Below are 23,802 nucleotides of genomic sequence, written 5' to 3'. Positions count from 1 at the left end.
CTGCGGTGGAATAAACTAATTTGCAATTATATATTCATTTTGGAAGGTATTTGACTATGCTGCTTAAAACAAATGGCCAGCGTTGGGCTGGTTTGATTGGAACTGGATTCCTGCTGCTTTTTCTTGCTTGTTCCAGTATCGTGTATGGATACACAGAGACAAGCTGGAAAATGGCATATGATGCTTTTACGAATTTCGATGGTTCAAACGAACATATCATTATCCAGTCTGTTCGGCTTCCAAGGGCATTGATAGCTGCCGCTGTAGGTGCCAGTCTGGCGATTTCAGGGGTGCTGATGCAGACAATGACGAAAAATCCGCTTGCCTCTCCGGGTATCTTCGGAGTAAATGCAGGGGCAGGGTTTGCTGTCGTGGTGGCAGTGACCATCTTCCAGGTGGGGAACCTTCAGGCATTTACATGGATTTCGTTTCTTGGTGCGGCTGTAGCCGCTGTGAGTGTATATGTAATTGGCTCGACGGGAAGGGAAGGGCTTACGCCAATGAAGCTGACTTTGGCTGGGGCAGCGATTGCAGCGATGTTCTCTTCCTTCACCCAAGGATTATTGGTATTAAATGAAGCGGCCCTTGAGCAGGTTTTGTTTTGGCTTGCCGGTTCCGTACAGGGGAGGAAGCTTGAGTCTTTAATGAGTGTACTCCCGTACATGGCAATAGGCTGGGGGGCTTCATTATTACTTGCAGACAAAATGAATGTCCTTTCGATGGGGGAAGATGTGGCCCGGGGCCTTGGACTAAAAACGGGCCTGTTGAAATTGGGGGCAGGCATCATCATCATTCTGCTGTCTGGAGGAGCGGTTGCTGTTGCTGGGCCAATCGGCTTTATCGGGATTGTGATTCCCCATATTGCCAGGTCGATTACTGGTATTGATCATAGCTGGGTCATTCCGTTTTCCGGCCTCCTTGGCGGTATGCTGCTGCTGGCTGCAGATATTGCAGCCCGTTACCTCTTAATGCCCCAGGAAGTGCCGGTAGGTGTGATGACCGCCATTATTGGTACCCCGTTCTTTATTTATATCGCCAGGAAGGGGTTTAATGGCCGATGAAAAAATACCAGGGAATTCGGATTTTAAATGGGGAAGTCTCCTTTTTGGTTGATAAACAGGCGCTCAGGGTGCTAGTTGGACTAATGATTGGAGCTGCCATCCTTTTTCTCGCCAGTGCGGGCATGGGTGAGATGAAAATTAGTCCATTGACGGTCTTGAAAGTGTTTTTTGGCGGCGGTACCGAGATGGATCGGCTCGTCGTGCAGTCGTTCCGCCTGCCGCGCATCATTGTCGCATTAATGGTAGGGATGGCTCTGGCCGCTGCAGGCGGGCTTCTTCAGGGGATGGTCAGAAACCCGCTTGCCTCTCCGGACATCCTTGGAATGACAGGAGGCGCAGCGGTAGCGGTAGTAGGATTTCTGGCTATGTTCAGCGATGAAAATAATGCTCTTACTGTTAGTATAAAATGGATGCCTGCAGCAGCGTTTCTAGGGGCAGCGGTCATTGCCCTGCTGGTTTACTCCCTAGCCTGGAAGGATGGGGTTTCTCCTGTACGCCTCGTTTTGATCGGTATAGGAATCTCAACTCTGATGCAGGCATTGACCACGCTAATGATGATTCTTGGGCCGATTTACCGGGCAAGCCAGGCCAATATCTGGATAACAGGAACGGTCCATGGCTCGACCTGGAACAATGTGGCTATACTCGTCCCTGTCACTTTGCTTCTGATGGCAATGGCGTTTATGATGGCGAGAACTGTGAATATCCAGGAGCTCGGGGATGACATTGCAACAGGAGCCGGAAGCATGGTTCAGCGTCAGCGCTTCCTTTTGTTAGCCATAAGTACGGGGCTGGTCGGATGCTCAGTTGCCTTTGCGGGAGGCATAGGTTTTGTCGGACTGATGGCTCCCCATATGGCAAGGAGGCTGGTCGGTTCCGCATTCGGAGCCTTGCTCCCGGTATCAGCCCTGATTGGCGGGATCCTGGTCATGCTGGCCGACTTGATCGGCAGGACCATGTTTTCCCCGCTTGAAGTCCCGGCCGGTGTTTTTACGGCGAGCATCGGGGCGCCATATTTTATCTATTTGTTGTATAAAACAAGGAACGCATAAACATAAAACGAGGGGTGAGCAGATGATGGCCCAGGCGATTGCAACGGAAAAACTGACTCTTTCATATGGAGATACCATCATTATTAATGAAATGGACCTGAGAATTCCCAAAGGGGAAATAACCGTCTTTATCGGTGGGAACGGATGCGGAAAATCTACACTGCTCCGTTCCATTGCCCGTCTTTTAAAACCCCAGGCCGGATCGGTGCTTCTTGACGGAGAGGCAATTTCACGCTTGTCTACCAAGGATGTTGCCCGAAAGTTGGCCATTCTTCCCCAAGCACCCTTGGCTCCAGAAGGCTTGACGGTTCTCCAGCTCGTCAAGCAAGGACGCTTCCCGTACCAAAGCTGGCTAAAGCAATGGTCGGAACAGGACGAGGAAAAGGTGATGGGCGCCTTGAAGGCTACAGGCATTGATGGATTGCAGGACCGGCCTGTTGATTCACTTTCGGGCGGACAGCGGCAGCGGGTCTGGATTGCGATGACACTTGCCCAGGACACAGATATCATTCTTCTCGATGAACCGACAACTTATCTTGATATGACGCATCAAATTGAAATTCTTGATCTGCTTTTTGAATTGAATGAAAAAGAAGGAAGAACGATCTTGATGGTCCTTCATGATTTAAACCTTGCCTGCCGGTATGCCCATAACGTGGTAGCAATCAAGGACCAGCGGATTTATGACCAGGGGAAGCCGGAGCATGTAGTGAATTCCAAACTTGTCAAAAACGTCTTTGGAATGGATTGCGATGTTGCCGTTGATCCGCTATTTGGAACTCCTCTATGCATTCCATATGGGAAAGGACGTATCATCAAGAAAGGTGTTGCTGCACATGTCTACTGAAATGACGCCACAGGAAAGGGAAGAACTGTCGAGGTTCAGGTACACTCCAGAATTAAAAGATAGGGACAAAACCAATATCGGTGCTCTTTTGGAGGAAGAAGCTCTGTTATCGTTCCTGGAAGGTGTAAAGCAGGAGATTCAGGCTCCTGACCTCAGGGTGGCGGCTTCCGTTTTTACTAAGTATTTTGCCTTTATCCCCGTTATTTACCTTTATTCATTATCGGCGTGGGATAAAAAGCTTGCTGTTTCCCTGGACCAGCTTTGGCTGCAAAGCAATGAACGGGATGGAAAATGGCTTCCAGAGTATTTCTTCCAGGATGTGAGAGTGGAAAAGAGGGCGGATGAAGACAGGAATGCATGGAGAGATGAGGCATTAAAGCACTTGTTTAGTGAAATTGTGTTCCCGATTGTGGACCAGCTATCAACAAAGATGCATCTTTCCAGGTATATCCTATGGGAGAATATCTCGGTCTATATCTCCTGGCTTTACCGGAATATCCTTAATCCAGCGGAGGCGCCCAGGGCGGCGGAAGACTTTGAATACCTCGTCCAAAAAGCACCTGGCCGCTTATTCGGCCCCTATGACCGAAATCCGCTTCAGCTCTACCATGCCGAACCGGAATATCTTGAAGAAGCCAGTGAACATGTCTATGTCCGCAAAACCTGCTGTCTCACCTATAAGCTGGGGGAAAAACGGACCTATTGCAGGACCTGTCCATTATATTGCCGCAAATTCAACAAGGGAAAAAGAAACCGGAATGAATATTAAAAGCCATCTGCCAAATGGCTTTTTTTATTCGACAAAAGTCTGCATGGATTGACTAAAATGATATTCAAAATGGGGGAACAGTGTTAAAATGATTTTGATATTACTATAGTAAGAGAATCTCTTGCGTCAAAATGTAAGCGCTTAATATTGGTTCCTAATGTTTTTACAAGGGGGAGAGAAGGCAGCATGGAGAAAATAATGAGGGATTTTTTCCTTTTCTTGTCCAAAAATCGTTCGCTCACAAGGGCAGCGAAAAAGTATGGCCTGAAGCTCGGCGCGGCCCGTTTCGTGGCGGGTGAGACCATCGGCCAGGCAGTCAGCGTAATCAAGGACCTTAATGCCAAGGGGCTGGCCGTGACCATTGATTATCTTGGCGAGTTCGTTGACAACGAAGCCGAAGCAAGTGAAATGGCAGACCAGTCGATTGAGGCAATCAAGGCGATTGGCAGGGAAAAGCTGGACTCCCAGTTAAGCCTGAAAATGACCTCCATGGGACTTGATATTTCCCAGCAAACCGTTCTTGGGAATATGCGGCGGATCCTCGATGCGGCTAAAGAGAACAATGTGTTTGTGACAATAGATATGGAGGACTATGAACGCTGTGAAAAGACTTTGCAGATTTTCAAGAAACTGCGAAGCGAGTATGACAATGTCGGAACGGTAATTCAGGCATATCTTTACCGCACCGAGCAGGATATGATCGACCTGAGTGATTACGAACCCAATCTCCGCCTTGTCAAGGGAGCGTACAAGGAATCTCCCGAGGTCGCTTTCCCTGATAAGAAGGATGTGGATGAAAATTTCAAAAAAATAATTGAAATGCATCTCCGCAATGGGCATTACACCGCAGTGGCCAGCCATGATGAAAACATCATTGCCCATACAAAAACATTTGCGGAACAAAATGCCATCCCCAAAAGCCAGTTTGAGTTTCAGATGCTCTACGGAATCATGCCGGAGCGGCAGATAGAACTGGCAAAGGAAGGATTTACGATGAGAGTGTACGTGCCATACGGAACGGACTGGTACGGCTACTTTATGCGGCGCTTAGCCGAAAGGCCGGCAAATGTGGCCTTCATCCTCAAAGGGATGCTCAAAAAATAGGCTGTGCGATCCTGCCATCAAGATGAAGCCCCGGGGAATGTTGTTGTTCCCCCGGGCATGTTTCCCTCATTTTTTATACTGGTTGTTTTGGCTGTTTACCTTGCCGCCGCCGTCATTTTCCACGGTTGGCCCGGCATTCCCTTTAACGCTTGCAGCACTTACACCGCGCTTTGATGGGTTCTTTTTCATTCGTGCCATTCCAATCACCCCCACTGGTAGCTTGCCCACGAGAGGAGAATACAAGCCTTCCTGATAAACTTTAAAAAATTTTCAATTTTTTAGGTGAAAATATTGCGCAAATTTTTATAATATTCTATAGTAATTAATAACAGAGCTCATTCAAGGACCTATTTTTTTGGCGTAAAAATGAATGAGTATTCATTCAAGCTTCGGCTAAAGGGGGAGACAGTTTTTATGCGACAAATTCAAAAAGCAGCCGTTCTAGGCTCCGGTGTCATGGGTTCAGGGATTGCAGCACACCTGGCGAACATCGGGATCCCGACTTTGCTGCTCGATATCGTGCCTCGCGAGCTGACGGAGGCAGAAAAAGCAAAAGGATTGACCCTGGAGGATAAAAAGGTCCGCAACCGCATAAGTGAAGGCGCCTTGCAAAAGCTCCTGAAACAAAAGCCCGCGCCGCTCGCTTCAAAGAAAAACCTTGCGCTCATCGAAGCAGGCAATTTTGAAGACGACATGCCGCGTCTAAAAGATGTCGATTGGGTCATCGAGGTGGTCGTTGAAAACCTGGACATTAAAAAGGCTATTTTTGAAAGCGTTGACAAATTCAGAAAGCCTGGCAGCATCATCAGTTCAAATACATCCGGCATTTCGGTCGAAGCGATGGCGGAAGGCAGGTCGGACGATTTCCGCAGGCATTTTCTTGGCACCCACTTCTTTAATCCGCCTCGCTACCTGAAGCTGCTTGAAATTATCCCGATCAGGGATACCGACCAGGAAGTTCTTTCATTTATGAAAACCTTCGGCGAGGATAAGCTCGGCAAAGGTGTAGTTGTAGCAAAGGATACACCGAACTTTATTGGAAACAGGATTGGGACATACGGCCTGCTAGTAACCGTCCGTGAAATGCTCAAGGGCGGCTACAGTGTCGGGGAAGTGGATTCTGTAACCGGCCCGCTGATCGGACGGCCGAAAAGCGCAACCTTCCGCACCCTGGATGTGGTAGGGCTTGATACTTTCGCCCATGTGGCCAATAACGTTTATGAGCAGGTAGAAGGAGAAGAAAAGGAAGTATTTGAAGTACCGGAATTCATGAAAGAGATGTTGAATAAAGGCTGGCTCGGCAGCAAGTCCGGTCAGGGATTCTTCCTGAAGCAGGGAAAGGAAATCCTTGAAATCGACCCGGCGACGCTGGAATATGTCCCAAGAAAACAACTGAAGACACCTTCCACGGAAGCCAGCAAACAGGAAAAAGGCACCGCCAATAAAATGAAGGCGATTGTATTTGGAAATGACCGTGCCAGTGAATTGCTATGGAATGTCTTCAGCCCTGTATACATCTATTCCGCCAAGCTGCTTGGTGAGATTGCAGATGATATTGTCGCCATCGACAATGCGATGAAATGGGGTTTTGGCTGGCAAATGGGTCCATTCGAGTCATGGGATGCCCTGGGTGTCGAAAAAACCGTCGCGAAAATGGAATCAGAAGGCAGGGAGGTTCCAGGCTGGGTCAAGGAGATGCTGGCAGGTGGATTCACTTCCTTCTACAAGGAAGAGGAAGGAACACGCTACTTTTACCACCAGGGAGAATACAGGGTGATTGAAACCAATCCAAAAGTGATTGACTTGAAGCAGCTGAAGAAACAAAAGGGCGTCATTAAAAAGAACTCGGGTGCTAGCCTGGTTGACCTTGGTGACGGAGTGGCATTGCTTGAATTCCATTCGCCAAACAATTCAATCGGGATGGACATTATCCAGATGATCAATTACGCCGTTGATGAAGTGGCGATGAATTATAAGGGGCTTGTTATCGGCAACCAGGGCAAGAATTTCTGCGTTGGCGCCAACCTGGCAATGATGCTGATGGAAGCCCAGGATGATAACTTTTTTGAACTGGAGATGGTTATCCGCCAGTTCCAGCAGGCAATGATGAAAATCAAATACAGTCCAAAACCGGTGGTTGCTGCTCCTTTCGGAATGGCACTCGGCGGCGGAGCGGAAGTGTGCCTGCCAGCAGCCCATGTCCAGGCATCAATGGAGACTTACATGGGGCTGGTGGAAGTCGGAGTAGGCCTCCTGCCGGGAGGAGGCGGAAACAAGGAGCTGTACATCAAGCACCTTGAGGGCCTGCCAAACGGGGTGAACATCGACCTCCAGGCGGTGGCCAACAAAGTGTTTGAAACCATTGCAATGGCAAAGGTGTCTACTTCTGCGGAAGAAGCACGCGACAATAACTTCCTGGGGAAATTAGATGGAGTCAGCATCAATGGCGACCACCTGCTTCATGACGCCAAGCAGGCCGTTCTCGCCCTCCATGACAAGGGCTATAGTGCCCCGCTGCGGAAGCCAGTCCCTGTTGTCGGCGAGCCAGGCTACGCCGCACTGCTTCTGGGAGCCCAGGCGATGTACCAATCGGGATACATTTCCGGGCATGATCTCAAGATCGCACAGAAAATAGCCTATGTCATTGCCGGCGGAAAGGTTCCATACGGAACAAAAGTCGATGAGGACTACCTGCTCAATCTGGAGAGGGAAGCATTCCTGAGCCTTATAGCAGAACCGAAATCCCAGCAGAGGATGCAGCATATGCTTGTAAAAGGGAAACCGCTCCGCAACTGAAGTTTTATAGAATGACAGAAAAATAGATGGAAGACAACAGCGGTGCCCGGCCTTTGGCTGGGCAGGTGCCTAACTATGAAAGAGAGGGAATGGAATGAGAGAAGCGGTAATTGTTGCCGGAGCCAGGACTCCCGTCGGAAAAGCGAAGAAAGGTTCGCTGGCCAGTGTCCGGCCGGATGACCTCGGGGCTCTTGTTGTCAAAGAAACATTAAAAAGGGCAGGCAATTATGAAGGGAATATCGACGATTTGATTATTGGCTGCGCAATGCCGGAAGCAGAACAAGGATTGAATATGGCAAGGAACATCGGGGCGCTTGCAGGTCTCTCCTACGAAGTGCCGGCTGTCACAATCAATCGCTACTGTTCATCAGGACTGCAGACCATCGCCTATGCTGCAGAAAAAATCATGCTTGGCCATGCCGATACGATCATCGCCGGCGGAGCGGAATCGATGAGCATGGTGCCAATGATGGGGCATGTCGTCCGCCCGAACGCCAAACTGGCGGAAAGTGCTCCCGAGTATTATATGGGCATGGGACATACAGCGGAAGAAGTGGCCAAAAAATACAGCATTTCCAGGGAAGACCAGGATGCATTCGCGGTCCGGAGCCACCAGCGTGCGGCCATCGCATTGCAGGAAGGAAAGTTTGCGGATGAAACGGTGCCGGTGGATGTGACCGTCCGGTCTGTTGGCAAAGACAATAAACTTGTTGAAAAGAACTTCAAGTTTACCCAGGATGAAGGTGTCCGTCCGGATACTACACTCGAAGTGCTTGCGAAGCTGCGCCCGGCCTTCTCGGTAACTGGTTCCGTAACGGCAGGGAACTCTTCGCAGACAAGCGACGGTGCTGCTGCCGTCATGGTGATGGACCGGGAAAAGGCGGAAGCCCAAGGGCTTAAGCCAATGGCTAAATTCCGTTCCTTCGCCCTTGGCGGGGTACCGCCGGAAGTGATGGGAATAGGTCCGGTCGTCGCCATACCGAAAGCATTGAAACTGGCTGGGCTGGAGCTTTCCGACATTGGCTTGTTCGAACTGAATGAAGCGTTCGCCTCCCAATCCATCCAGGTAATCCGTGAATTGGGCTTAAACGAGGAAATCGTCAATGTAAATGGCGGTGCCATTGCTTTGGGGCATCCGCTCGGCTGCACCGGTGCCAAGCTGACCTTGTCGCTCATCCATGAAATGAAGCGCCGCAACCAGCAGTTTGGTGTCGTTACCATGTGCATTGGCGGCGGCATGGGCGCTGCCGGGGTATTTGAACTTTTATAAAGTGAATCTTAATGCGGGATAAAGAGCATTCATTCCTAAAGGAGGAATTATATTATGGCAAACCCAACTGAAAAGATTGTTAAAGGCGGCAGCTTCCTGCTGGAGGAGGTAACACCTGACCGGATTTTCACTCCTGAAGACTATACCGATGAGCAGATCATGATCGCGAAAACAACGGAAGATTTCGTCCAAAATGAAGTCCGTCCGCAAATCGAACACCTTGAAAACCATGAGTTCGACCGCACTGTAAAACTTTTGAAAGAAGCCGGGGAACTGGGCCTTCTAGGTGCGGATGTACCTGAAGAATATGGCGGCCTGGGGCTTGATAAAATCAGTTCCTCCCTGATCACGGAAAAGATGTCAGGCTCTGGGGGCTTCTCGCTTTCCCATGGAGCACATGTTGGAATCGGGTCCCTGCCAATCGTCCTGTTCGGGAATAAGGAACAAAAGGAAAAGTACCTGCCTGCACTGGCAACAGGCGAAATGATTGCCGCTTATGCTCTGACAGAGCCTGGCTCAGGTTCTGATGCCCTGGCCGCGAAAACAACTGCAAGGCTGAATGCGGAAGGAACACACTATATCCTGAACGGTGAAAAGCAATGGATTACAAACGCGGGCTTTGCGGATGTGTTCGTCGTTTATGCCAAGATTGATGGCGAGCAATTCTCTGCATTCATTGTTGAAAGGGAATTTACGGGCGTTTCCACAGGTGCCGAAGAAAAGAAGATGGGAATCAAGAGCTCTTCCACACGCACATTGATTCTTGAAGACGTTCCTGTACCAGTTGAGAATCTGCTGTTCGAGCCAGGGAAAGGCCATTTGATCGCTTTCAATATCCTGAACATTGGCCGCTATAAATTGGGAGTTGGCGGTATCGGCGGCTCCAAGAAGGCGTTTGAGCTGACTGTGAAATATGCCAATCAGCGCCAGCAGTTCAAAACTCCAATCTCACAGTTCAACCTGACGAAGGAAAAGCTTGCTACTCTTGCGTCTGAAATTTATGCCACTGAAAGCTCTGTCTACCGCACAGTTGGCCTGTATGAGGACAGCATGGGCCGGATGACGGAGGAAGAGCTGAATGATGGCAATAAAGTGGCCGCAGTGGTTGCCGAATATGCCATTGAGTGTTCCCTGAATAAGGTCTTTGCCTCGGAGACACTGGACCATGTAGTGGATGAAGGAGTCCAGATTCATGGCGGATATGGTTTTATGCAGGAATACGAAATTGAGCGCGCCTACCGTGATGCCCGCATCAACCGCATTTTTGAAGGGACAAACGAAATCAACCGCATGCTTGTTCCTGGAACATATATGAGAAAAGCGCTTAAGGGTGAACTTCCATTGTTCCAGAAAGCCCAGCAGCTGCAGGAAGAATTGATGATGATGATGCCAGAAGAGCCAGGCGATGAGCCGCTCGCACAGGAAAAACATCTTGTAGCCAACGCCAAGAAAATTGCCTTGCTGGCAATCGGATTGGCTGCACAAAAGTTTGGCAAAGCTCTTGACAAGGAGCAGGAGGTTCTGGTAAATATCGCCGATATCATTTCCAATGCCTATGCAATGGAATCCGTTGTCCTTAGAACCGAGAAAGCTATTCAAAAGTCAGGTCTCGAGAAGAGCAAGCAAAAACTTTTCTATACCCAGATATTCTGCCAGGAAGCTTTCATTAAAATTGAGCAGGATGCCAAAGAAACACTTGTGGCGGCAGAAGAGGGAGACACGCTTCGCATGCTGATGTCCGCTTTCCGGAAGGTGACACGCTATACCCCAATCAATGTGATTCCGAAAAAGCGTGAAGCAGCTGACAGGCTGATTGAAGCAGAACGTTTCGTTGTGTAACAAATTGATTATGACAGGCCCCTCGATTCATGAGGTGGCCTGTTTTTTAAATGCAAGAAGTTTCTGCATTTCACTTAGATAACTGTCCAGCTCCAGCGCCTAGCCCCTCGAGTCGCTTCAGTCCAGCTGTTGAAGTCAAAGAACGACATCATCAGCTGGACCTCCAGCGCTTGTCGGGGCTGATCAAGGCGCTTCCGCTTTAAATAAAGAAAAATGAAAATTTTCCTCAGGAATATTAGAATTTGCCTATGGGATATGGTAATATCCGTTTAGAGGGTACTATGTCAGGAGAAGATGGGGTGGTGGTGAAATGGCGTTAACTTTTTATTGGTATCCCAAATGCGGTACATGCCGGAATGCTAAAAAGTGGCTGGATGCCAACAATATCCAATATACAGAAGTACATATTGTCGAGAACCCTCCCTCAAGGGAAGAGCTTGAACGCTTCTATAAGGCGAGCGGGCTTGAACTGAAGAAATTCTTTAACACGAGCGGCCAGAAATATCGCGAGCTCGGGTTGAAGGATAAGGTGAAAACAGCATCAGAATCGGAACTTCTCGATCTTTTGGCATCCGACGGCATGCTGATCAAGCGCCCTTTGCTGACTGATGGGAACAAAGTGACAGTAGGTTTCAAAGAAGAAGAGTACGAAAGAAGTTGGCTGCAGTAAGAATAAGCATTGGTGATTAAATCATCATAAATTAATTGGAGGGGGATCATTAAATGACTACACCAAAAGATTTACGTTATTCCAAAGAACATGAATGGGTAAAGACAGAAGGAGAAAACGTACGTATTGGCATCACTCATTTTGCGCAATCAGAGCTTGGTGACATCGTGTTCGTCGAACTTCCTGAAGTCGGTGATACAATAACAGCGGATGAGCCATTCGGCAGTGTTGAATCAGTTAAGACTGTGTCTGAACTTTATGCGCCAATCAGCGGCAAAGTGGTTGAGGTTAACGAAGACCTGAATGACAGCCCTGAATTCGTGAATGAATCACCGTATGAAAAAGCATGGATGGTTGTCATCGAGCCTTCCGATGCAAGCGAAGTGGACAAGCTCATGTCCTCTGAAGAATATGACCAAATGATTAATGAATAAGCAAAAAGGCATTCCGTTTTTTCGGAATGCTTTTTTTGTCCTTGATAAGAAGATATAAATTTCCGCACTTAGATAACTGTCTAGCTCCAGCGCCTAGCCCCTCGAGTCGCTTGTCTGGCTTTGCCTCCTAGGAGCTCGAGTCGTAGCCATAATCCTTCAGAAGGCAAAAAAACGCCTTCCTGCGGATTCTGTCTTACGCCTGTCGCTCCTAACAGTCGGCTCCGCTTTTCTAATTCGGTCCAGCTGTTGAAGTCAAAGAACGACTTCATCAGCTGGACCTCCAGCGCTTGTCGGGGCTGATCAAGGCGCTTGCGCTTTTATATAGCACCGTTAATTACCACTTGTTGCAGGCTAAGGTTCGGGCAGAATACATGTAAGGACAAAGGAGAGGTGAGAAGAGTGACTTTGGAACAACGGAAGCTTGATGTTACCGACCGTATTGTCGGCAAATTGAACAATGGGGAGATCCAGCTGTATTTGGAGGATGAAAAGGTTGGCACGATCACACTGCCGGAGGGCAGCACTTTTCAGCTTGAACACCACTTTGAAACGAACCAGCAAAGAATCTTTCAGCATGTCTCCGTCCCGGCTAAGTCCGAGCCCAGATATACTGATTGTGACGAAGGCGGCTGGTGTTGAAAAAACAGCGGACTGCTTCCGCTGTTTTTTTTTAGTCAGTTAAAAAATCAATTTTTTTGCAATATCTCTCTAAAAACAGGACAATAAAGATAGGAAAAGCAAAACAGCACAAACTGTATTTAAATGATTATAATAATGTAAAGTAATGTCGTCTGGCGGTGGGAATGAGGATGGAAGAGAATCATAAAGTCATTATTGTAGAAGGCTCTTCAGATAAAAGAAAGGTCCAGAGCATTCTGAACGAACCTGTGGATATCATTTGTACAAATGGCACAATTGGCCTTTCACGGCTTGATGAGCTGATTGAAAGCCTTTTTCATAAAGATGTCTATATATTGGTCGACGCAGACGATTCCGGGGAAAAGCTCAGGAAGCAGTTTAAGCGAGAGTTCCCGGAAGCCAGCCATCTTTATATTGATAAAATGTACCGGGAAGTGGCGACAGCCCCCGAGAAACACTTAGCAACCGTATTGCTTGGCGCAAACATTGATGTTCATGCGGAGTTTTTGGAAAAAGGATGAGAAATGGATGAAAGACTGGACACAGAAAGAATTTGAACAATTTATCCAGAACAGAGGCACCGGCCTAATGTATTTTTACACGCCGCTTTGCGGTACATGCCTAATGGCTTCGAAAATGCTAGAAGTCGTACAAAAGCTTTACCCAAAGCTTCCGCTGGGCAAGGCTGACCTGAATTATATGCCCGGGCTGGCGGAAGGGCTGGAAATTACAAGTGTACCTTGCCTGCTGCTTATCTCCGGTGGGGAGATTGTCGAAAAGATTTATGCTTTCCATTCTGTCCCTTTTTTGCATGAGCAAATTCAGCAAAAAATATTATGAGTTGAGGGAATATGACATATTTCCCGGAAAATGAAAGGACAATGCCTTGGGTATTGTCTATTTTGTTTTTTTCCCTACCAAGTTTTCCTGTCTCATGTTATTGTTTTTATAATCAGAAATTTTAATAAAAACAAAAAAAGGGAGAGATAGGAAAATGGCTGGGAAAAAGGAATATCATTTGGAAACTCTGGGAGTACATGGGGGGCTTGCCGCCGATCCGTCAACCGGGGCGAGGGCGCTTCCAATCTACATGAGCAACGCCTATCAATTCAAAAATACGGACCATGCGGCAAATCTGTTTGGATTGAAAGAGGATGGCTACATATACACACGCATTCATAACCCGACTGTTACCGTATTTGAAGAGCGGGTTGCCATGATGGAAGGCGGAATTGGCGGCCTGGCCGTTGCCAGCGGAATGGCAGCGATTACGATGGCGATCCTTAATATAGCCGAAGCCGGAGATGAAATTGTATCAGCTTCGCAATTATACGGAGGAACTTACAACTTATTTGCTGTAACTCTGCCTCGCTACGGCATCCATGTTAAGTTCGTCGACTCCACTGATCCTGAAAACTTCCGTGAAGCCATTACCGATAAGACAAAAGCCGTTTTTGCTGAAACCATCGGCAACCCGAGCCTTCGCATTCTTGATATTGAAAGAACAGCGGAAATCGCCCACGAAGCAGGAATACCGCTCATTATTGACAATACTTTTGCTACTCCATATCTTTGCCGGCCAATTGAACATGGAGCCGACATTGTCATTCACTCAGCCACTAAATGGCTGCTCGGCAATGGAACCGCATTGGGAGGCATCATCGTGGATGGGGGCAAGTTTGACTGGAATTCACCAAAATTTCCGGGATTCACAACCCCTGATGCCAGTTACCATGATCTTGTTTACAGTGAGGCCCTTGGTGCTGCTGCCTTTATCGCGAAGGCCCGTGTCCAGCTTTTGCGTGATATCGGCCCTGCCCTCAGCCCGCAAAATGCGTTCCAGTTCACACTTGGCCTGGAAACGCTGCATGTGCGCATGAAAGAGCATGTTGCCAATACAAGGAAAGTAGTGGAATATCTTGAGGCCCACCCTGCTGTTTCCTGGATATCCTATCCTGGCCATGCGTCCCATCCTGATGGGAAGCTTGCCCAAAAATACCTGCCAAAAGGGGCTGGCTCCGTTGTTGTTTTCGGTATTGAAGGCGGACGGGAGGCCGGTGCCAAACTGATTAATTCGGTTGAACTTTGGTCCCACCTAGCCAATGTCGGAGACGCCAAAAGCTTGATCATCCATCCGGCCAGCACGACCCACCAGCAGCTTGACGCGGAGGGATTAAAAGCGGCTGGCGTCCCGGAAGATCTCATCAGGCTGTCTGTGGGCATCGAGCATGTTGAAGACTTGATCGCGGACCTTGAACAAGCGATCCACCAGGCGACTGGCATTCCTGCACCGGCGAACCAGCAGGCCTGAAACATGTGGAAATGACTCCTGGGACATGTTTTTGTTGACACCCATTTTTATTCCGTGATAGAATCACACTCGTATTATTAATCCGCATAAACAAAAATTGTATATATTGCTCTTATCAAGAGAGGTGGAGGGAAGTGCCCTATGAAGCCCGGCAACCGTCAATGTTCGTATTGAAATGGTGCCAATTCACGCAAAGCGAATGCTTTGGGAGATGAGAGAAAGGTTTTTAAATATCATGGCCTTTCTGCTCGCTGCAGAAAGGCTTTTATTATGCACGGAATGTTGCCTCCGGGACGCGATTTGCATTTTTTCTTTACGGCATAGGAAAACTAAGGGGCAGCCTTATGCAATATGGGTTTGTTTAGCGGTCAAGCTATTGGGAATAAGAGAGGGTGAAACAAATTTGATTTCAATTAAGGATGTCATTAAAACATATGCCTCCAGAAGTGGCGATGTCAAGGCAGTTGATAAGGTCAACCTTGAAATAGAAGAGGGAGAAATCTTTGGTGTCATCGGCTATAGCGGTGCGGGGAAGAGCACGCTGATCAGGATGCTGAATGGACTGGAGATTCCCACCGAAGGAACCATTAATGTGGCTGGACGTGAAGTTTCCCGGATAAAAGGAGCCGAACTTCGCCGGGCAAGGCAGGAAATTTCGATGATTTTCCAGCATTTTAATTTATTGTGGTCAAGGACAGTAGCGGAAAATATCGCTTTTCCGCTTGAAATAGCAGGAGTAGCCAAACAGGAGAGGGAAAAGCGGGTAAACGAATTGATCAGCCTTGTTGGCCTGGATGGCCGCGGTGAAGCTTATCCCTCCCAGCTGAGCGGCGGCCAGAAGCAGAGGGTGGGAATTGCACGTGCGCTGGCTAATAATCCGAAGGTGCTTCTCTGTGATGAAGCGACTTCGGCGCTTGATCCCCAGACAACGGATTCCATCCTTGACCTTCTGGTAGATATTAATAGACGTCTGGGATTGACCATTGTGCTCATCACACATGAAATGCACGTTATCCGGAAAATCTGCCATCGTGTTGCTGTAATGGAAGGCGGAAGAATAGTTGAGTCAGGCCCAGTCCTGAATGTATTTAAAAATCCCCAGCAGCCTATTACCAAAAGGTTCGTCCAGCAAGTGACCGAGCCGGAAGAGACAAAAGAAACGGTTGAGCACCTGCTTCAGCGCTATCCTCATGGAAAAGTGGTACAGCTGACTTTTGTCGGAGAGGGTGCAGAGCAGCCATTGATCACGAATACAATCAGGAATTATCCGGTTATGGTGAACATCCTGCAAGGAAAAATCACCCAAACACAGGAAGGGGCCTATGGAACTTTATTCATCCATCTTGATGGTGATGAGGAAGTCAGCCAGGCAGCCATTAAGTATATGTCCTCACAGGGAGTAGGAGTGGAGGTGATCACTAATGCTTGAAACCTTCTTTCCTAATGTAAAGCTGGACAGGATGTGGGAAGCTACAACGGAGACTCTATATATGACGGCAATCTCTGTTCTTGCAACCTTTGTATTGGGCATTATACTTGGTTTATTGCTTTTCCTGACAGCGAAGGGGAATATTTGGCAAAACAGGCCTGTTAATCTGGTGATCAGTACATTCGTCAATGTTTTTAGATCCATTCCTTTTATCATTCTAATCGTCTTATTAATTCCTTTTACCAAGTTCATCATGGGAACAATGATTGGCGAAAATGCAGCATTGCCGGCCCTCATCATTGGTGCTGCCCCATTCTACGCCAGAATGGTTGAAATAGGACTAAGGGAGATTGATAAAGGCGTCATCGAGGCTGCACGGTCAATGGGAGCGAAAACCAGTACGGTAATCTGGAAGGTCCTCCTGCCAGAATCAATGCCGGCGCTTGTATCGGGAATTACAGTTACAGCCATTGCCCTTGTAGGGTTTACGGCAATGGCAGGCGTGATTGGGGCCGGAGGACTTGGAAACCTAGCATTCCTGGAAGGCTTCCAGCGGGGACGCGGCGATGTAACCTTGTTTGCTACAGTTATTATTTTGGTAATCGTGTTCGTAATCCAATTTATTGGTGACTATATAACATCAAAACTAGACAAACGTTAGGAGTGTAAAACATGAAAAAATGGCTTAGTACAATTTTTGCTGCAGTTTTTGTTCTTGTTCTTGCAGCGTGCGGAACAAGCGGAGACGAGGGGAACCAGTCAAATGAAGGCGGAACGAGCGAAKAAAACGCTGAAACCCAGGAGTTGACAGTCGGTGCTTCGAACGTGCCGCATGCTGAAATCCTTGAAGAGGCAAAGCCGCTCTTGGAGGAAAAAGGCATCACCCTGAATATTGAAACTTTCCAGGACTATGTCATTCCAAACCAGGCACTTGATTCAGGAGAACTGGATGCGAACTACTTCCAGCATATTCCTTACCTTGAAGGCCAAATGGCTGAGCATGGCTATAAGTTTAAAAATGCAGGCGGCATTCACATAGAACCAATCGGCATCTATTCACAAGAGGTTAAGAATCTTGACGACCTGCCTGATGGAGCCCAAATCATCCTCAGCTCCTCAGTGGCAGACCACGGACGTGCCCTTTCCCTGCTTGAAAAGGAAGGCTTAATCAAAATTAAAGAAGGCGTCGACAAAACAAATGCCACACTGGAGGATGTAGTTGAAAATCCCAAGAACCTGAAATTTGATGCCGAGTATGAAGCGGCACTTCTTCCGCAAATCTACAATAATGGAGAAGGAGATGCGGTCCTGATCAATTCCAACTATGCGATTGATGCAGGCTTGAACCCGCTTGAAGATTCCATCGCCATCGAAGAGAGCGACTCTCCATACGTTAACGTCATTGCAGTCAGGGAAGGCGACGAGGACAAGGAAGCGATCAAGACTCTCGTAGAAGTACTTCGTTCCCAGGAAATTCAGGACTTCATCCTTGAAAAATATGAAGGTGCCGTTGTACCGGTATCAGAATAGCGTTAAAGAAAAGCGGGCTTATGCCCGTTTTTTTTATAGGCAGGKAATTTTCTTTTAACTCATTGATATAGAGGAAACTGGCTTTAAACCCCCAGAATTTTACGAATAGACCGGATTTGCGGGTGCTGAACCTCATTCAGCCCCCCTTAGCCAAAAATTTCCGGTTTTTTCGACTTTGTGAAGGGTAAAGAAGGAGTGTTACGATGTTAATGTAAAAAGAAATCGCCAAAAGGCGAAAAAACGAAGGGATGATTCGTTATTAGTTTTTTACAGATGAACTATACGGATAGGATGGACAAAGCGATGCAAAGTGCCCACGGAGTGTGTTTGGAATTATATTGTGCCAAGCATGAGGTAAGAATGAAGGTTGAACAGAGACGTGAGGAAGATTACTTGCAAAGCCAGAGAATTTTATCCGATATCGAACGAAAAGTCCATTCCAATTGATTTTGTTAAAAGGAAACCAGTGTTATAATAGCACTGGTTTCTTCTATATATACATGAAAAACTCCCTGTTAGTTAAAAATAAACGGATGAAACTCACTGGTTTCAGCTTAAACAATAAGGCCTTTAACGGTTGCCATTAGATTTAATTTGTTATAAGATTGTAATGAGAATAAAGTGAGAATGAAAAGGATAACCGTTCTAACGGACATATATCTTTTCTTATTAATGGAGGTAAGAATTATGGGTGGATCTGTATTATCAATTAAGGACCTTCATGTTGAGATTGAAGGCAAAGAAATCCTTAAAGGTGTGAACCTTGAAATCAAAGGTGGCGAAATCCACGCCATCATGGGACCGAACGGAACAGGTAAATCGACATTGTCTTCAGCTATCATGGGACATCCAAAATACGAAGTTACAAGCGGAAGCATCACTTTAGATGGCGAAAACGTCCTTGAAATGGAAGTGGACGAAAGAGCACGCGCTGGTCTGTTCCTTGCGATGCAATATCCAAGCGAAATTAGCGGTGTGACCAATGCCGACTTCCTTCGTTCCGCAATCAACAGCCGCCGTGAAGAAGGACAGGAAATTTCATTGATGAAATTCATCCGCCAAATGGACTCCAAAATGGAATTCCTTGAAATGGATCCGAACATGGCTCAGCGCTACCTTAACGAAGGATTCTCCGGCGGTGAAAAGAAACGCAATGAAATCCTGCAATTAATGATGCTTGAACCAAAAATCGCCATCCTGGATGAAATTGACTCCGGGCTTGATATCGATGCGCTTAAGGTTGTTTCCGCTGGAATCAACGAAATGCGCAGTTCTGATTTCGGCTGCCTGATTATCACACACTATCAGCGCCTGTTAAATTATATCACTCCTGATCATGTGCATGTCATGATGCAGGGCAAAGTTGTCAAGTCGGGCGGACCAGAGCTTGCACAACGTCTGGAAGCCGAAGGATACGACTGGATTAAACAAGAGTTGGGAATTGAAGACGAAACAGTTGGGCAGGAAGCGTAAGCATTAGGGGAGGATCAATATGACTACTGAAACAAAGCTGCCTTTTGATCAGGAATATATTACTTCCTTTTCAAAAGATATGAACGAACCGGACTGGCTGACAGAATTGCGTGTACAGGCTCTGGAAAAAGCGGATACGCTTCCGATGCCTAGACCGGATAAAACCAAAATTAATAAATGGAACTTCACCCAGTTTGCAAATTTGCTTGTAAAGAGCGAAGCATTCGCAAGCCTTGATGAACTGCCGGAGGATGTAAAGGCCCTTGTGAACCTGGAAGCGAAGGACAGCAGCCTTTATATCCAGCGCAACAATAAGCCCGCCTACATTTCCGTTTCCAAGGAATTGCGGGAAAAAGGTGTCGTATTCACGGACATTTTCACAGCAGCCCGCGAACATGGCGATTTGCTGAAAAAATACTTCATGACAGCTGTTAAAAGTGATGAGCATCGTTTGACAGCGCTGCATGCTGCTTTCATGAACGGCGGAGCATTCCTTTATGTTCCTAAAAATGTGGAAATCACCCAGCCGGTCCAAGCCATTTTCGTGCATGACAATGCAGAAGCAAATGTATTCAACCATGTATTGGTTGTGGCTGAAGACAACAGTTCTGTAGTTTATGTAGAAAACTACATTTCAACTGTTCCGCAAGCAGGCAGCCAGTTCAATATCGTTACTGAAGCAGTTGCCGGAAACAATGCGAGAATCCAGTATGGTGCTGTTGACACATTGGCAAAGGGTGTTACAACCTACGTCAACCGTCGCGGAATCGCTGCCCGTGATGCGAGGATCGAATGGGCCCTTGGCATGATGAATGATGGAAACACAGTATCCGAGAATGTGACAAACCTTGTTGGTGACGGCTCTTATGGCGATGCAAAAACCGTAGTGGTTGGCCGGGGCGAGCAGGTTCAAAACTTCACAACGAACATTGTCCATTTTGGAAAGCGTTCCGAAGGCTACATTCTAAAGCATGGTGTTGTGAAAGACAGTGCGACTTCAATCTTTAACGGTATTGGAAAAATCGAACACGGTGCTTCAAAATCGAACGCAGAGCAGGAGTCCCGCGTATTGATGCTGAGTGAAAAGGCTCGCGGAGATGCCAACCCAATCCTTTTGATTGATGAGGACGATGTGACAGCCGGACATGCTGCATCCGTCGGCAGGGTTGACCCACTTCAATTGTATTACCTGATGAGCCGCGGAATTTCACAAGCTGAAGCAGAAAGGCTTGTGATCCACGGTTTCCTTGCTCCAGTCGTCAACGAGCTTCCAATCGAGGGAGTCAAGAAACAGCTGGTTGAAGTGATTGAAAGGAAAGTCAAATAATGAATGCCCGGGAGATTCGTGAACTGTTTCCGATATTGAACCAGGAAGTCAACGGGAATCCGCTTGTCTACCTTGACAGTGCGGCAACCTCCCAGAAGCCTGTCCAGGTAATTGAAGCTCTGGATAAATATTACCGCGAATACAACTCCAACGTTCACCGTGGAGTCCATACTCTTGGTACCAGGGCGACAGACGGCTACGAAGGTGCCCGCGAAAAGGTAAGGAAATTCATTAATGCGAAATCCATTCAGGAAGTGATTTTCACAAGGGGAACAACCACCTCCCTTAATACTGTTGCGGCCAGCTATGGACGCGCAAATTTAAGTGAGGGCGATGAAATTGTCATTTCCTATATGGAGCACCACAGCAATATCATTCCGTGGCAGCAAGTGGCCAAAGCGACTGGCGCCACGCTGAAATATTTGCCTCTTCAGGAAGATGGAAGCATTTCCCTTGAGGATGCGAAAGAAACAATCACAACTAACACGAAAATCGTTTCGGTCATGCAGGTTTCAAACGTACTTGGCGTGATTAACCCGGTGAAGGAAATCGCCCGGATTGCCCATGAAAATGGAGCCATCATGGTAGTGGACGGAGCTCAAAGTGCACCGCATCTCAATGTCGATGTCCAGGACCTCGATTGTGATTTCTTTGCTTTCTCAAGCCATAAGATGTGCGGCCCTACTGGAATTGGGGTTCTGTATGGCAAAAAGCATTTGCTGGAAAAAATGGAGCCAGTCGAATTTGGCGGAGAAATGATCGACTTTGTCGGCCTGTATGAATCAACCTGGAAAGAGCTGCCGTGGAAATTTGAAGGCGGTACTCCAATTATAGCTGGAGCCATCGGCCTGGGAGCAGCAATTGATTTTCTCAATGAAGTTGGGATGGAGCATATTGAGGCGCACGAACACAAGCTTGCTGCCTATGCCATGGAGAAGATGTCCACTGTTGAAGGATTGACTATTTACGGCCCTAGGGATGCATCCAACCGTGCAGGTGTCGTCACATTCAATCTGGAAGATGTCCATCCGCATGACGTGGCTACCGTGCTGGATGCAGAGGGAATTGCCGTGCGTGCCGGACACCATTGTGCCCAGCCGCTGATGAAGTGGCTGAACGTGTCGGCCACTGCCCGGGCAAGTTTCTATTTGTATAACACGGAAGACGATATTGATAAACTGGTTGCTGGACTTGTCAAAACAAAGGAGTATTTCAGCGATGTCTTTTAATAACCTAGATACCCTGTACCGCCAAGTCATCATGGATCATTATAAAAACCCGCGGAACAAAGGGATCCTTGAGGAAGATGGCAGCCTGACAATCAACATGAACAACCCGACCTGCGGGGACCGGATCCAGCTGACGATGAAAGTCGAGGATGGAAAGGTAACAGACGCGAAGTTTGAAGGGGAAGGGTGTTCCATTTCGATGTCATCTGCCTCTATGATGACGCAGGCCATTAAAGGGAGAACCGTAGAAGAAGCAATCAAGCTCTCAAAGATTTTCTCTGATATGATGCTGGGAAAGGAATATGACGAAGAGGACCTTGATTTGGGCGATATTGAAGCCCTCCAGGGGGTAGCCAAATTCCCGGCGAGAATCAAGTGCGCCACCCTTGCATGGAAAGCGATGGAAAAAGGCCTGAACGAAGACAGCCAATAAGCTTCCAGCGCGACACGAGAGAAAAAACAAGGGAAGCAGACAACTTCTGCTTCAATAAGAATGGAGGAATTCGACGATGGCTAAAAAAATGCCTGAGATCGGTGATTATAAATATGGTTTTGCCGATAAAGACGTTTCCATCTTCCGGTCTAAACGAGGATTGACTCGTGAAATCGTTGAAGAGATTTCCAAGATGAAGGAAGAGCCCCAGTGGATGCTTGATTTCCGCCTGAAGTCCCTTGAGCATTTTTACAATATGCCGATGCCGCAATGGGGCGGAGATTTAAATTCATTGAACTTTGACGAAATTACTTATTATGTCAAGCCTTCCGAGAAGTCGGAAAAATCCTGGGATGAGGTTCCGGACGAAATCAAGCGTACATTCGACAAGCTTGGAATCCCGGAAGCGGAGCAAAAGTACCTTGCAGGTGTTTCCGCACAGTACGAATCCGAGGTTGTTTACCACAACATGAAGGAAGACCTTGAAGAACTGGGAATTGTCTTCAAGGATACAGATTCTGCCCTTAAGGAAAACGAAGATATTTTCCGTGAGCACTGGGCCAAGGTTATCCCGCCGACTGACAATAAGTTTGCAGCACTCAACTCTGCAGTATGGTCCGGCGGCTCGTTCATCTACGTGCCAAAGGGAGTCAAAGTGGATACTCCGCTTCAGGCGTATTTCCGCATCAACTCCGAAAACATGGGTCAGTTTGAGCGTACGCTGATCATCGTGGATGAAGGTGCACATGTACACTATGTCGAAGGCTGTACCGCTCCAGTGTACACAACCAACTCCCTGCACAGTGCGGTGGTTGAAATCATCATCAAAAAAGATGCTTACTGCCGGTATACAACGATCCAGAACTGGGCCAACAACGTATACAACCTTGTTACAAAGCGTGCGGTATGTGAAGCGAATGCGACGATGGAATGGATCGACGGAAACATCGGCTCCAAGCTGACGATGAAATATCCTGCGGTCATTTTAAAAGGCGAAGGAGCAAGAGGAATGACTCTTTCCATTGCCCTTGCCGGAAAAGGCCAGCATCAGGATGCAGGTGCGAAAATGATCCACCTTGCGCCGAACACATCATCCACGATCGTTTCCAAGTCGATTTCAAAGCAGGGCGGAAAGGTTACGTACCGCGGAATTGTCCACTTCGGACGCAAAGCGGATGGCGCCCGTTCCAACATTGAGTGCGATACGCTGATCATGGATAACAGCTCTACTTCTGATACAATTCCTTATAACGAAATCCTGAATGACAATATTTCGCTTGAGCATGAAGCGAAGGTCTCCAAGGTTTCCGAAGAGCAGCTCTTCTACCTGATGAGCCGCGGGGTATCTGAAGAAGAAGCAACCGAGATGATCGTAATGGGCTTCATCGAGCCTTTCACAAAAGAACTTCCAATGGAATATGCCGTTGAAATGAACCGTCTGATCAAGTTCGAAATGGAAGGTTCCATCGGCTAATAGCCTTGTTGGAGATAGAAGGAAAGGCCGCCTGCATGAACAGCAGGCGGCTTTCTTTTTGTTTTGCGATGGCTTTGCTAATGAAGGTCCATCTCAGTGCCCAAAAACCCGGGGA

At 47.6% G+C, this 23,802-nt stretch carries 24 protein-coding genes and 1 riboswitch; of the genes, 23 read left to right on the top strand and 1 reads right to left on the bottom strand.

Annotated features, from left to right (window positions below; all coding sequences use genetic code 11):
- The first annotated feature begins 56 nt into the window (after positions 1 to 56).
- The 5 genes from ADU22_RS01035 to ADU22_RS01015 all read left to right on the top strand — a co-directional run bounded on the left by ADU22_RS01035 (position 57) and on the right by ADU22_RS01015 (position 4,833).
- A complete protein-coding gene (locus ADU22_RS01035; protein WP_053360491.1) occupies positions 57 to 1,061 on the top strand; it encodes a FecCD family ABC transporter permease in 1,005 nt (334 codons plus the stop codon).
- Positions 1,058 to 2,113, top strand: coding sequence for a FecCD family ABC transporter permease (locus ADU22_RS01030; protein WP_053360490.1), 1,056 nt, complete (start codon positions 1,058 to 1,060; stop codon positions 2,111 to 2,113). The genes ADU22_RS01035 and ADU22_RS01030 overlap by 4 nt, the downstream gene beginning before the upstream one ends.
- A gap of 25 nt (positions 2,114 to 2,138) precedes the next feature.
- Complete coding sequence (locus tag ADU22_RS01025; RefSeq protein WP_053364415.1) at positions 2,139 to 2,960, top strand: ABC transporter ATP-binding protein; 822 nt, start codon at positions 2,139 to 2,141, stop codon at positions 2,958 to 2,960.
- Entirely contained in the window at positions 2,950 to 3,729 is a 780-nt protein-coding gene (locus ADU22_RS01020) for an IucA/IucC family C-terminal-domain containing protein (RefSeq protein WP_053360489.1), read from the top strand. The genes ADU22_RS01025 and ADU22_RS01020 overlap by 11 nt, the downstream gene beginning before the upstream one ends.
- A gap of 186 nt (positions 3,730 to 3,915) precedes the next feature.
- Positions 3,916 to 4,833, top strand: a complete 918-nt coding sequence (locus ADU22_RS01015; RefSeq protein ID WP_053360488.1) for a proline dehydrogenase family protein — start codon at positions 3,916 to 3,918, stop codon at positions 4,831 to 4,833.
- Between the two features lie 66 nt (positions 4,834 to 4,899).
- Here the strand turns inward: ADU22_RS01015 and ADU22_RS24070 are convergent, their stop codons facing one another.
- Positions 4,900 to 5,031, bottom strand: coding sequence for a YuzL family protein (locus tag ADU22_RS24070; protein WP_082252753.1), 132 nt, complete (start codon positions 5,029 to 5,031; stop codon positions 4,900 to 4,902).
- A gap of 216 nt (positions 5,032 to 5,247) precedes the next feature.
- Between ADU22_RS24070 and ADU22_RS01010 the strand changes: the two genes are divergently transcribed.
- From ADU22_RS01010 to sufB, 18 genes are all read left to right on the top strand, one after another.
- Entirely contained in the window at positions 5,248 to 7,629 is a 2,382-nt protein-coding gene (locus tag ADU22_RS01010) for a 3-hydroxyacyl-CoA dehydrogenase/enoyl-CoA hydratase family protein (protein WP_053360487.1), read from the top strand.
- Positions 7,630 to 7,723: 94 nt separating this feature from the next.
- On the top strand, positions 7,724 to 8,899 hold the full coding sequence (locus ADU22_RS01005) for an acetyl-CoA C-acetyltransferase (protein ID WP_053360486.1): 1,176 nt from the start codon (positions 7,724 to 7,726) through the stop codon (positions 8,897 to 8,899).
- 54 nt (positions 8,900 to 8,953) lie between these two features.
- Positions 8,954 to 10,738 (top strand): acyl-CoA dehydrogenase FadE, encoded by a 1,785-nt coding sequence (locus ADU22_RS01000; RefSeq protein ID WP_053360485.1) that lies wholly within the window; start codon positions 8,954 to 8,956, stop codon positions 10,736 to 10,738.
- Positions 10,739 to 11,048: 310 nt separating this feature from the next.
- Positions 11,049 to 11,408 carry an arsenate reductase family protein gene (locus ADU22_RS00995; protein WP_053360484.1) on the top strand — a complete coding sequence of 120 codons (360 nt, stop codon included), beginning with the start codon at positions 11,049 to 11,051 and terminating at the stop codon, positions 11,406 to 11,408.
- Between the two features lie 53 nt (positions 11,409 to 11,461).
- Positions 11,462 to 11,842 carry a glycine cleavage system protein GcvH gene (gene gcvH, locus ADU22_RS00990; RefSeq protein ID WP_053360483.1) on the top strand — a complete coding sequence of 127 codons (381 nt, stop codon included), beginning with the start codon at positions 11,462 to 11,464 and terminating at the stop codon, positions 11,840 to 11,842.
- Between the two features lie 399 nt (positions 11,843 to 12,241).
- Complete coding sequence (locus tag ADU22_RS00980; RefSeq protein WP_053360481.1) at positions 12,242 to 12,481, top strand: YusG family protein; 240 nt, start codon at positions 12,242 to 12,244, stop codon at positions 12,479 to 12,481.
- Positions 12,482 to 12,645: 164 nt separating this feature from the next.
- Positions 12,646 to 13,002 (top strand): ribonuclease M5, encoded by a 357-nt coding sequence (locus ADU22_RS00975; protein ID WP_053360480.1) that lies wholly within the window; start codon positions 12,646 to 12,648, stop codon positions 13,000 to 13,002.
- A gap of 7 nt (positions 13,003 to 13,009) precedes the next feature.
- Complete coding sequence (locus ADU22_RS00970) at positions 13,010 to 13,321, top strand: thioredoxin family protein (protein WP_053360479.1); 312 nt, start codon at positions 13,010 to 13,012, stop codon at positions 13,319 to 13,321.
- 154 nt (positions 13,322 to 13,475) lie between these two features.
- The gene (locus ADU22_RS00965; protein ID WP_053360478.1) at positions 13,476 to 14,792 is read left to right on the top strand and encodes an O-acetylhomoserine aminocarboxypropyltransferase/cysteine synthase family protein; all 1,317 of its coding nucleotides are present in this window, start codon (positions 13,476 to 13,478) and stop codon (positions 14,790 to 14,792) included.
- 109 nt (positions 14,793 to 14,901) lie between these two features.
- A riboswitch (SAM riboswitch) is annotated at positions 14,902 to 15,010 on the top strand.
- Positions 15,011 to 15,195: 185 nt separating this feature from the next.
- Positions 15,196 to 16,221: a methionine ABC transporter ATP-binding protein gene (locus ADU22_RS00960; RefSeq protein ID WP_053360477.1), complete on the top strand. Its 1,026-nt coding sequence runs from the start codon at positions 15,196 to 15,198 to the stop codon at positions 16,219 to 16,221.
- Positions 16,214 to 16,882, top strand: coding sequence for a methionine ABC transporter permease (locus ADU22_RS00955; protein WP_053360476.1), 669 nt, complete (start codon positions 16,214 to 16,216; stop codon positions 16,880 to 16,882). Before ADU22_RS00960 ends, ADU22_RS00955 begins: the two co-directional genes overlap by 8 nt.
- 11 nt (positions 16,883 to 16,893) lie before the next feature.
- Complete coding sequence (locus ADU22_RS00950; protein ID WP_053360475.1) at positions 16,894 to 17,751, top strand: MetQ/NlpA family ABC transporter substrate-binding protein; 858 nt, start codon at positions 16,894 to 16,896, stop codon at positions 17,749 to 17,751.
- A gap of 273 nt (positions 17,752 to 18,024) precedes the next feature.
- On the top strand, positions 18,025 to 18,198 hold the full coding sequence (locus tag ADU22_RS25580; protein WP_502688728.1) for a YuzK family famiily protein: 174 nt from the start codon (positions 18,025 to 18,027) through the stop codon (positions 18,196 to 18,198).
- A gap of 240 nt (positions 18,199 to 18,438) precedes the next feature.
- A complete protein-coding gene (gene sufC, locus ADU22_RS00945; protein ID WP_053360474.1) occupies positions 18,439 to 19,224 on the top strand; it encodes a Fe-S cluster assembly ATPase SufC in 786 nt (261 codons plus the stop codon).
- A 19-nt stretch (positions 19,225 to 19,243) separates the two neighbouring features.
- Complete coding sequence (gene sufD / locus ADU22_RS00940; RefSeq protein ID WP_053360473.1) at positions 19,244 to 20,551, top strand: Fe-S cluster assembly protein SufD; 1,308 nt, start codon at positions 19,244 to 19,246, stop codon at positions 20,549 to 20,551.
- Positions 20,551 to 21,780 carry a cysteine desulfurase gene (locus ADU22_RS00935; protein ID WP_053360472.1) on the top strand — a complete coding sequence of 410 codons (1,230 nt, stop codon included), beginning with the start codon at positions 20,551 to 20,553 and terminating at the stop codon, positions 21,778 to 21,780. The genes sufD and ADU22_RS00935 overlap by 1 nt, the downstream gene beginning before the upstream one ends.
- Positions 21,770 to 22,213, top strand: a complete 444-nt coding sequence (gene sufU / locus ADU22_RS00930) for a Fe-S cluster assembly sulfur transfer protein SufU (protein ID WP_053360471.1) — start codon at positions 21,770 to 21,772, stop codon at positions 22,211 to 22,213. The genes ADU22_RS00935 and sufU overlap by 11 nt, the downstream gene beginning before the upstream one ends.
- Positions 22,214 to 22,289: 76 nt before the next feature.
- Positions 22,290 to 23,687: a Fe-S cluster assembly protein SufB gene (sufB, locus tag ADU22_RS00925; protein WP_053360470.1), complete on the top strand. Its 1,398-nt coding sequence runs from the start codon at positions 22,290 to 22,292 to the stop codon at positions 23,685 to 23,687.
- Positions 23,688 to 23,802 lie beyond the last annotated feature (115 nt).

This window comes from Bacillus sp. FJAT-27251 (genome assembly GCF_001273925.1).
Taxonomy (GTDB): Bacteria; Bacillota; Bacilli; order Bacillales; family Cytobacillaceae; genus Mesobacillus_B.
Note: the sequence above shows the minus strand (reverse complement) of the source record. Positions and strands in the feature narration are given on the sequence as shown.

Bases quoted from the DNA above. Each gene is read 5' to 3' on its own strand.
- ADU22_RS24070 (WP_082252753.1), bottom strand. From the start codon at position 5,031: ATGGCACGAATGAAAAAGAACCCATCAAAGCGCGGTGTAAGTGCTGCA.
- sufC (WP_053360474.1), top strand. From the start codon at position 18,439: ATGGGTGGATCTGTATTATCAATTAAGGACCTTCATGTTGAGATTGAA.
- ADU22_RS01020 (WP_053360489.1), top strand. From the start codon at position 2,950: ATGTCTACTGAAATGACGCCACAGGAAAGGGAAGAACTGTCGAGGTTC.
- ADU22_RS01025 (WP_053364415.1), top strand. From the start codon at position 2,139: ATGGCCCAGGCGATTGCAACGGAAAAACTGACTCTTTCATATGGAGAT.
- sufU (WP_053360471.1), top strand. From the start codon at position 21,770: ATGTCTTTTAATAACCTAGATACCCTGTACCGCCAAGTCATCATGGAT.
- ADU22_RS00975 (WP_053360480.1), top strand. From the start codon at position 12,646: ATGAGGATGGAAGAGAATCATAAAGTCATTATTGTAGAAGGCTCTTCA.
- ADU22_RS25580 (WP_502688728.1), top strand. From the start codon at position 18,025: ATGAACTATACGGATAGGATGGACAAAGCGATGCAAAGTGCCCACGGA.
- sufD (WP_053360473.1), top strand. From the start codon at position 19,244: ATGACTACTGAAACAAAGCTGCCTTTTGATCAGGAATATATTACTTCC.
- ADU22_RS00935 (WP_053360472.1), top strand. From the start codon at position 20,551: ATGAATGCCCGGGAGATTCGTGAACTGTTTCCGATATTGAACCAGGAA.
- ADU22_RS00970 (WP_053360479.1), top strand. From the start codon at position 13,010: ATGAAAGACTGGACACAGAAAGAATTTGAACAATTTATCCAGAACAGA.
- ADU22_RS01005 (WP_053360486.1), top strand. From the start codon at position 7,724: ATGAGAGAAGCGGTAATTGTTGCCGGAGCCAGGACTCCCGTCGGAAAA.
- ADU22_RS00995 (WP_053360484.1), top strand. From the start codon at position 11,049: ATGGCGTTAACTTTTTATTGGTATCCCAAATGCGGTACATGCCGGAAT.
- ADU22_RS00955 (WP_053360476.1), top strand. From the start codon at position 16,214: ATGCTTGAAACCTTCTTTCCTAATGTAAAGCTGGACAGGATGTGGGAA.
- ADU22_RS00965 (WP_053360478.1), top strand. From the start codon at position 13,476: ATGGCTGGGAAAAAGGAATATCATTTGGAAACTCTGGGAGTACATGGG.
- ADU22_RS01015 (WP_053360488.1), top strand. From the start codon at position 3,916: ATGGAGAAAATAATGAGGGATTTTTTCCTTTTCTTGTCCAAAAATCGT.
- ADU22_RS01030 (WP_053360490.1), top strand. From the start codon at position 1,058: ATGAAAAAATACCAGGGAATTCGGATTTTAAATGGGGAAGTCTCCTTT.
- sufB (WP_053360470.1), top strand. From the start codon at position 22,290: ATGGCTAAAAAAATGCCTGAGATCGGTGATTATAAATATGGTTTTGCC.
- ADU22_RS01000 (WP_053360485.1), top strand. From the start codon at position 8,954: ATGGCAAACCCAACTGAAAAGATTGTTAAAGGCGGCAGCTTCCTGCTG.
- ADU22_RS01035 (WP_053360491.1), top strand. From the start codon at position 57: ATGCTGCTTAAAACAAATGGCCAGCGTTGGGCTGGTTTGATTGGAACT.
- gcvH (WP_053360483.1), top strand. From the start codon at position 11,462: ATGACTACACCAAAAGATTTACGTTATTCCAAAGAACATGAATGGGTA.
- ADU22_RS01010 (WP_053360487.1), top strand. From the start codon at position 5,248: ATGCGACAAATTCAAAAAGCAGCCGTTCTAGGCTCCGGTGTCATGGGT.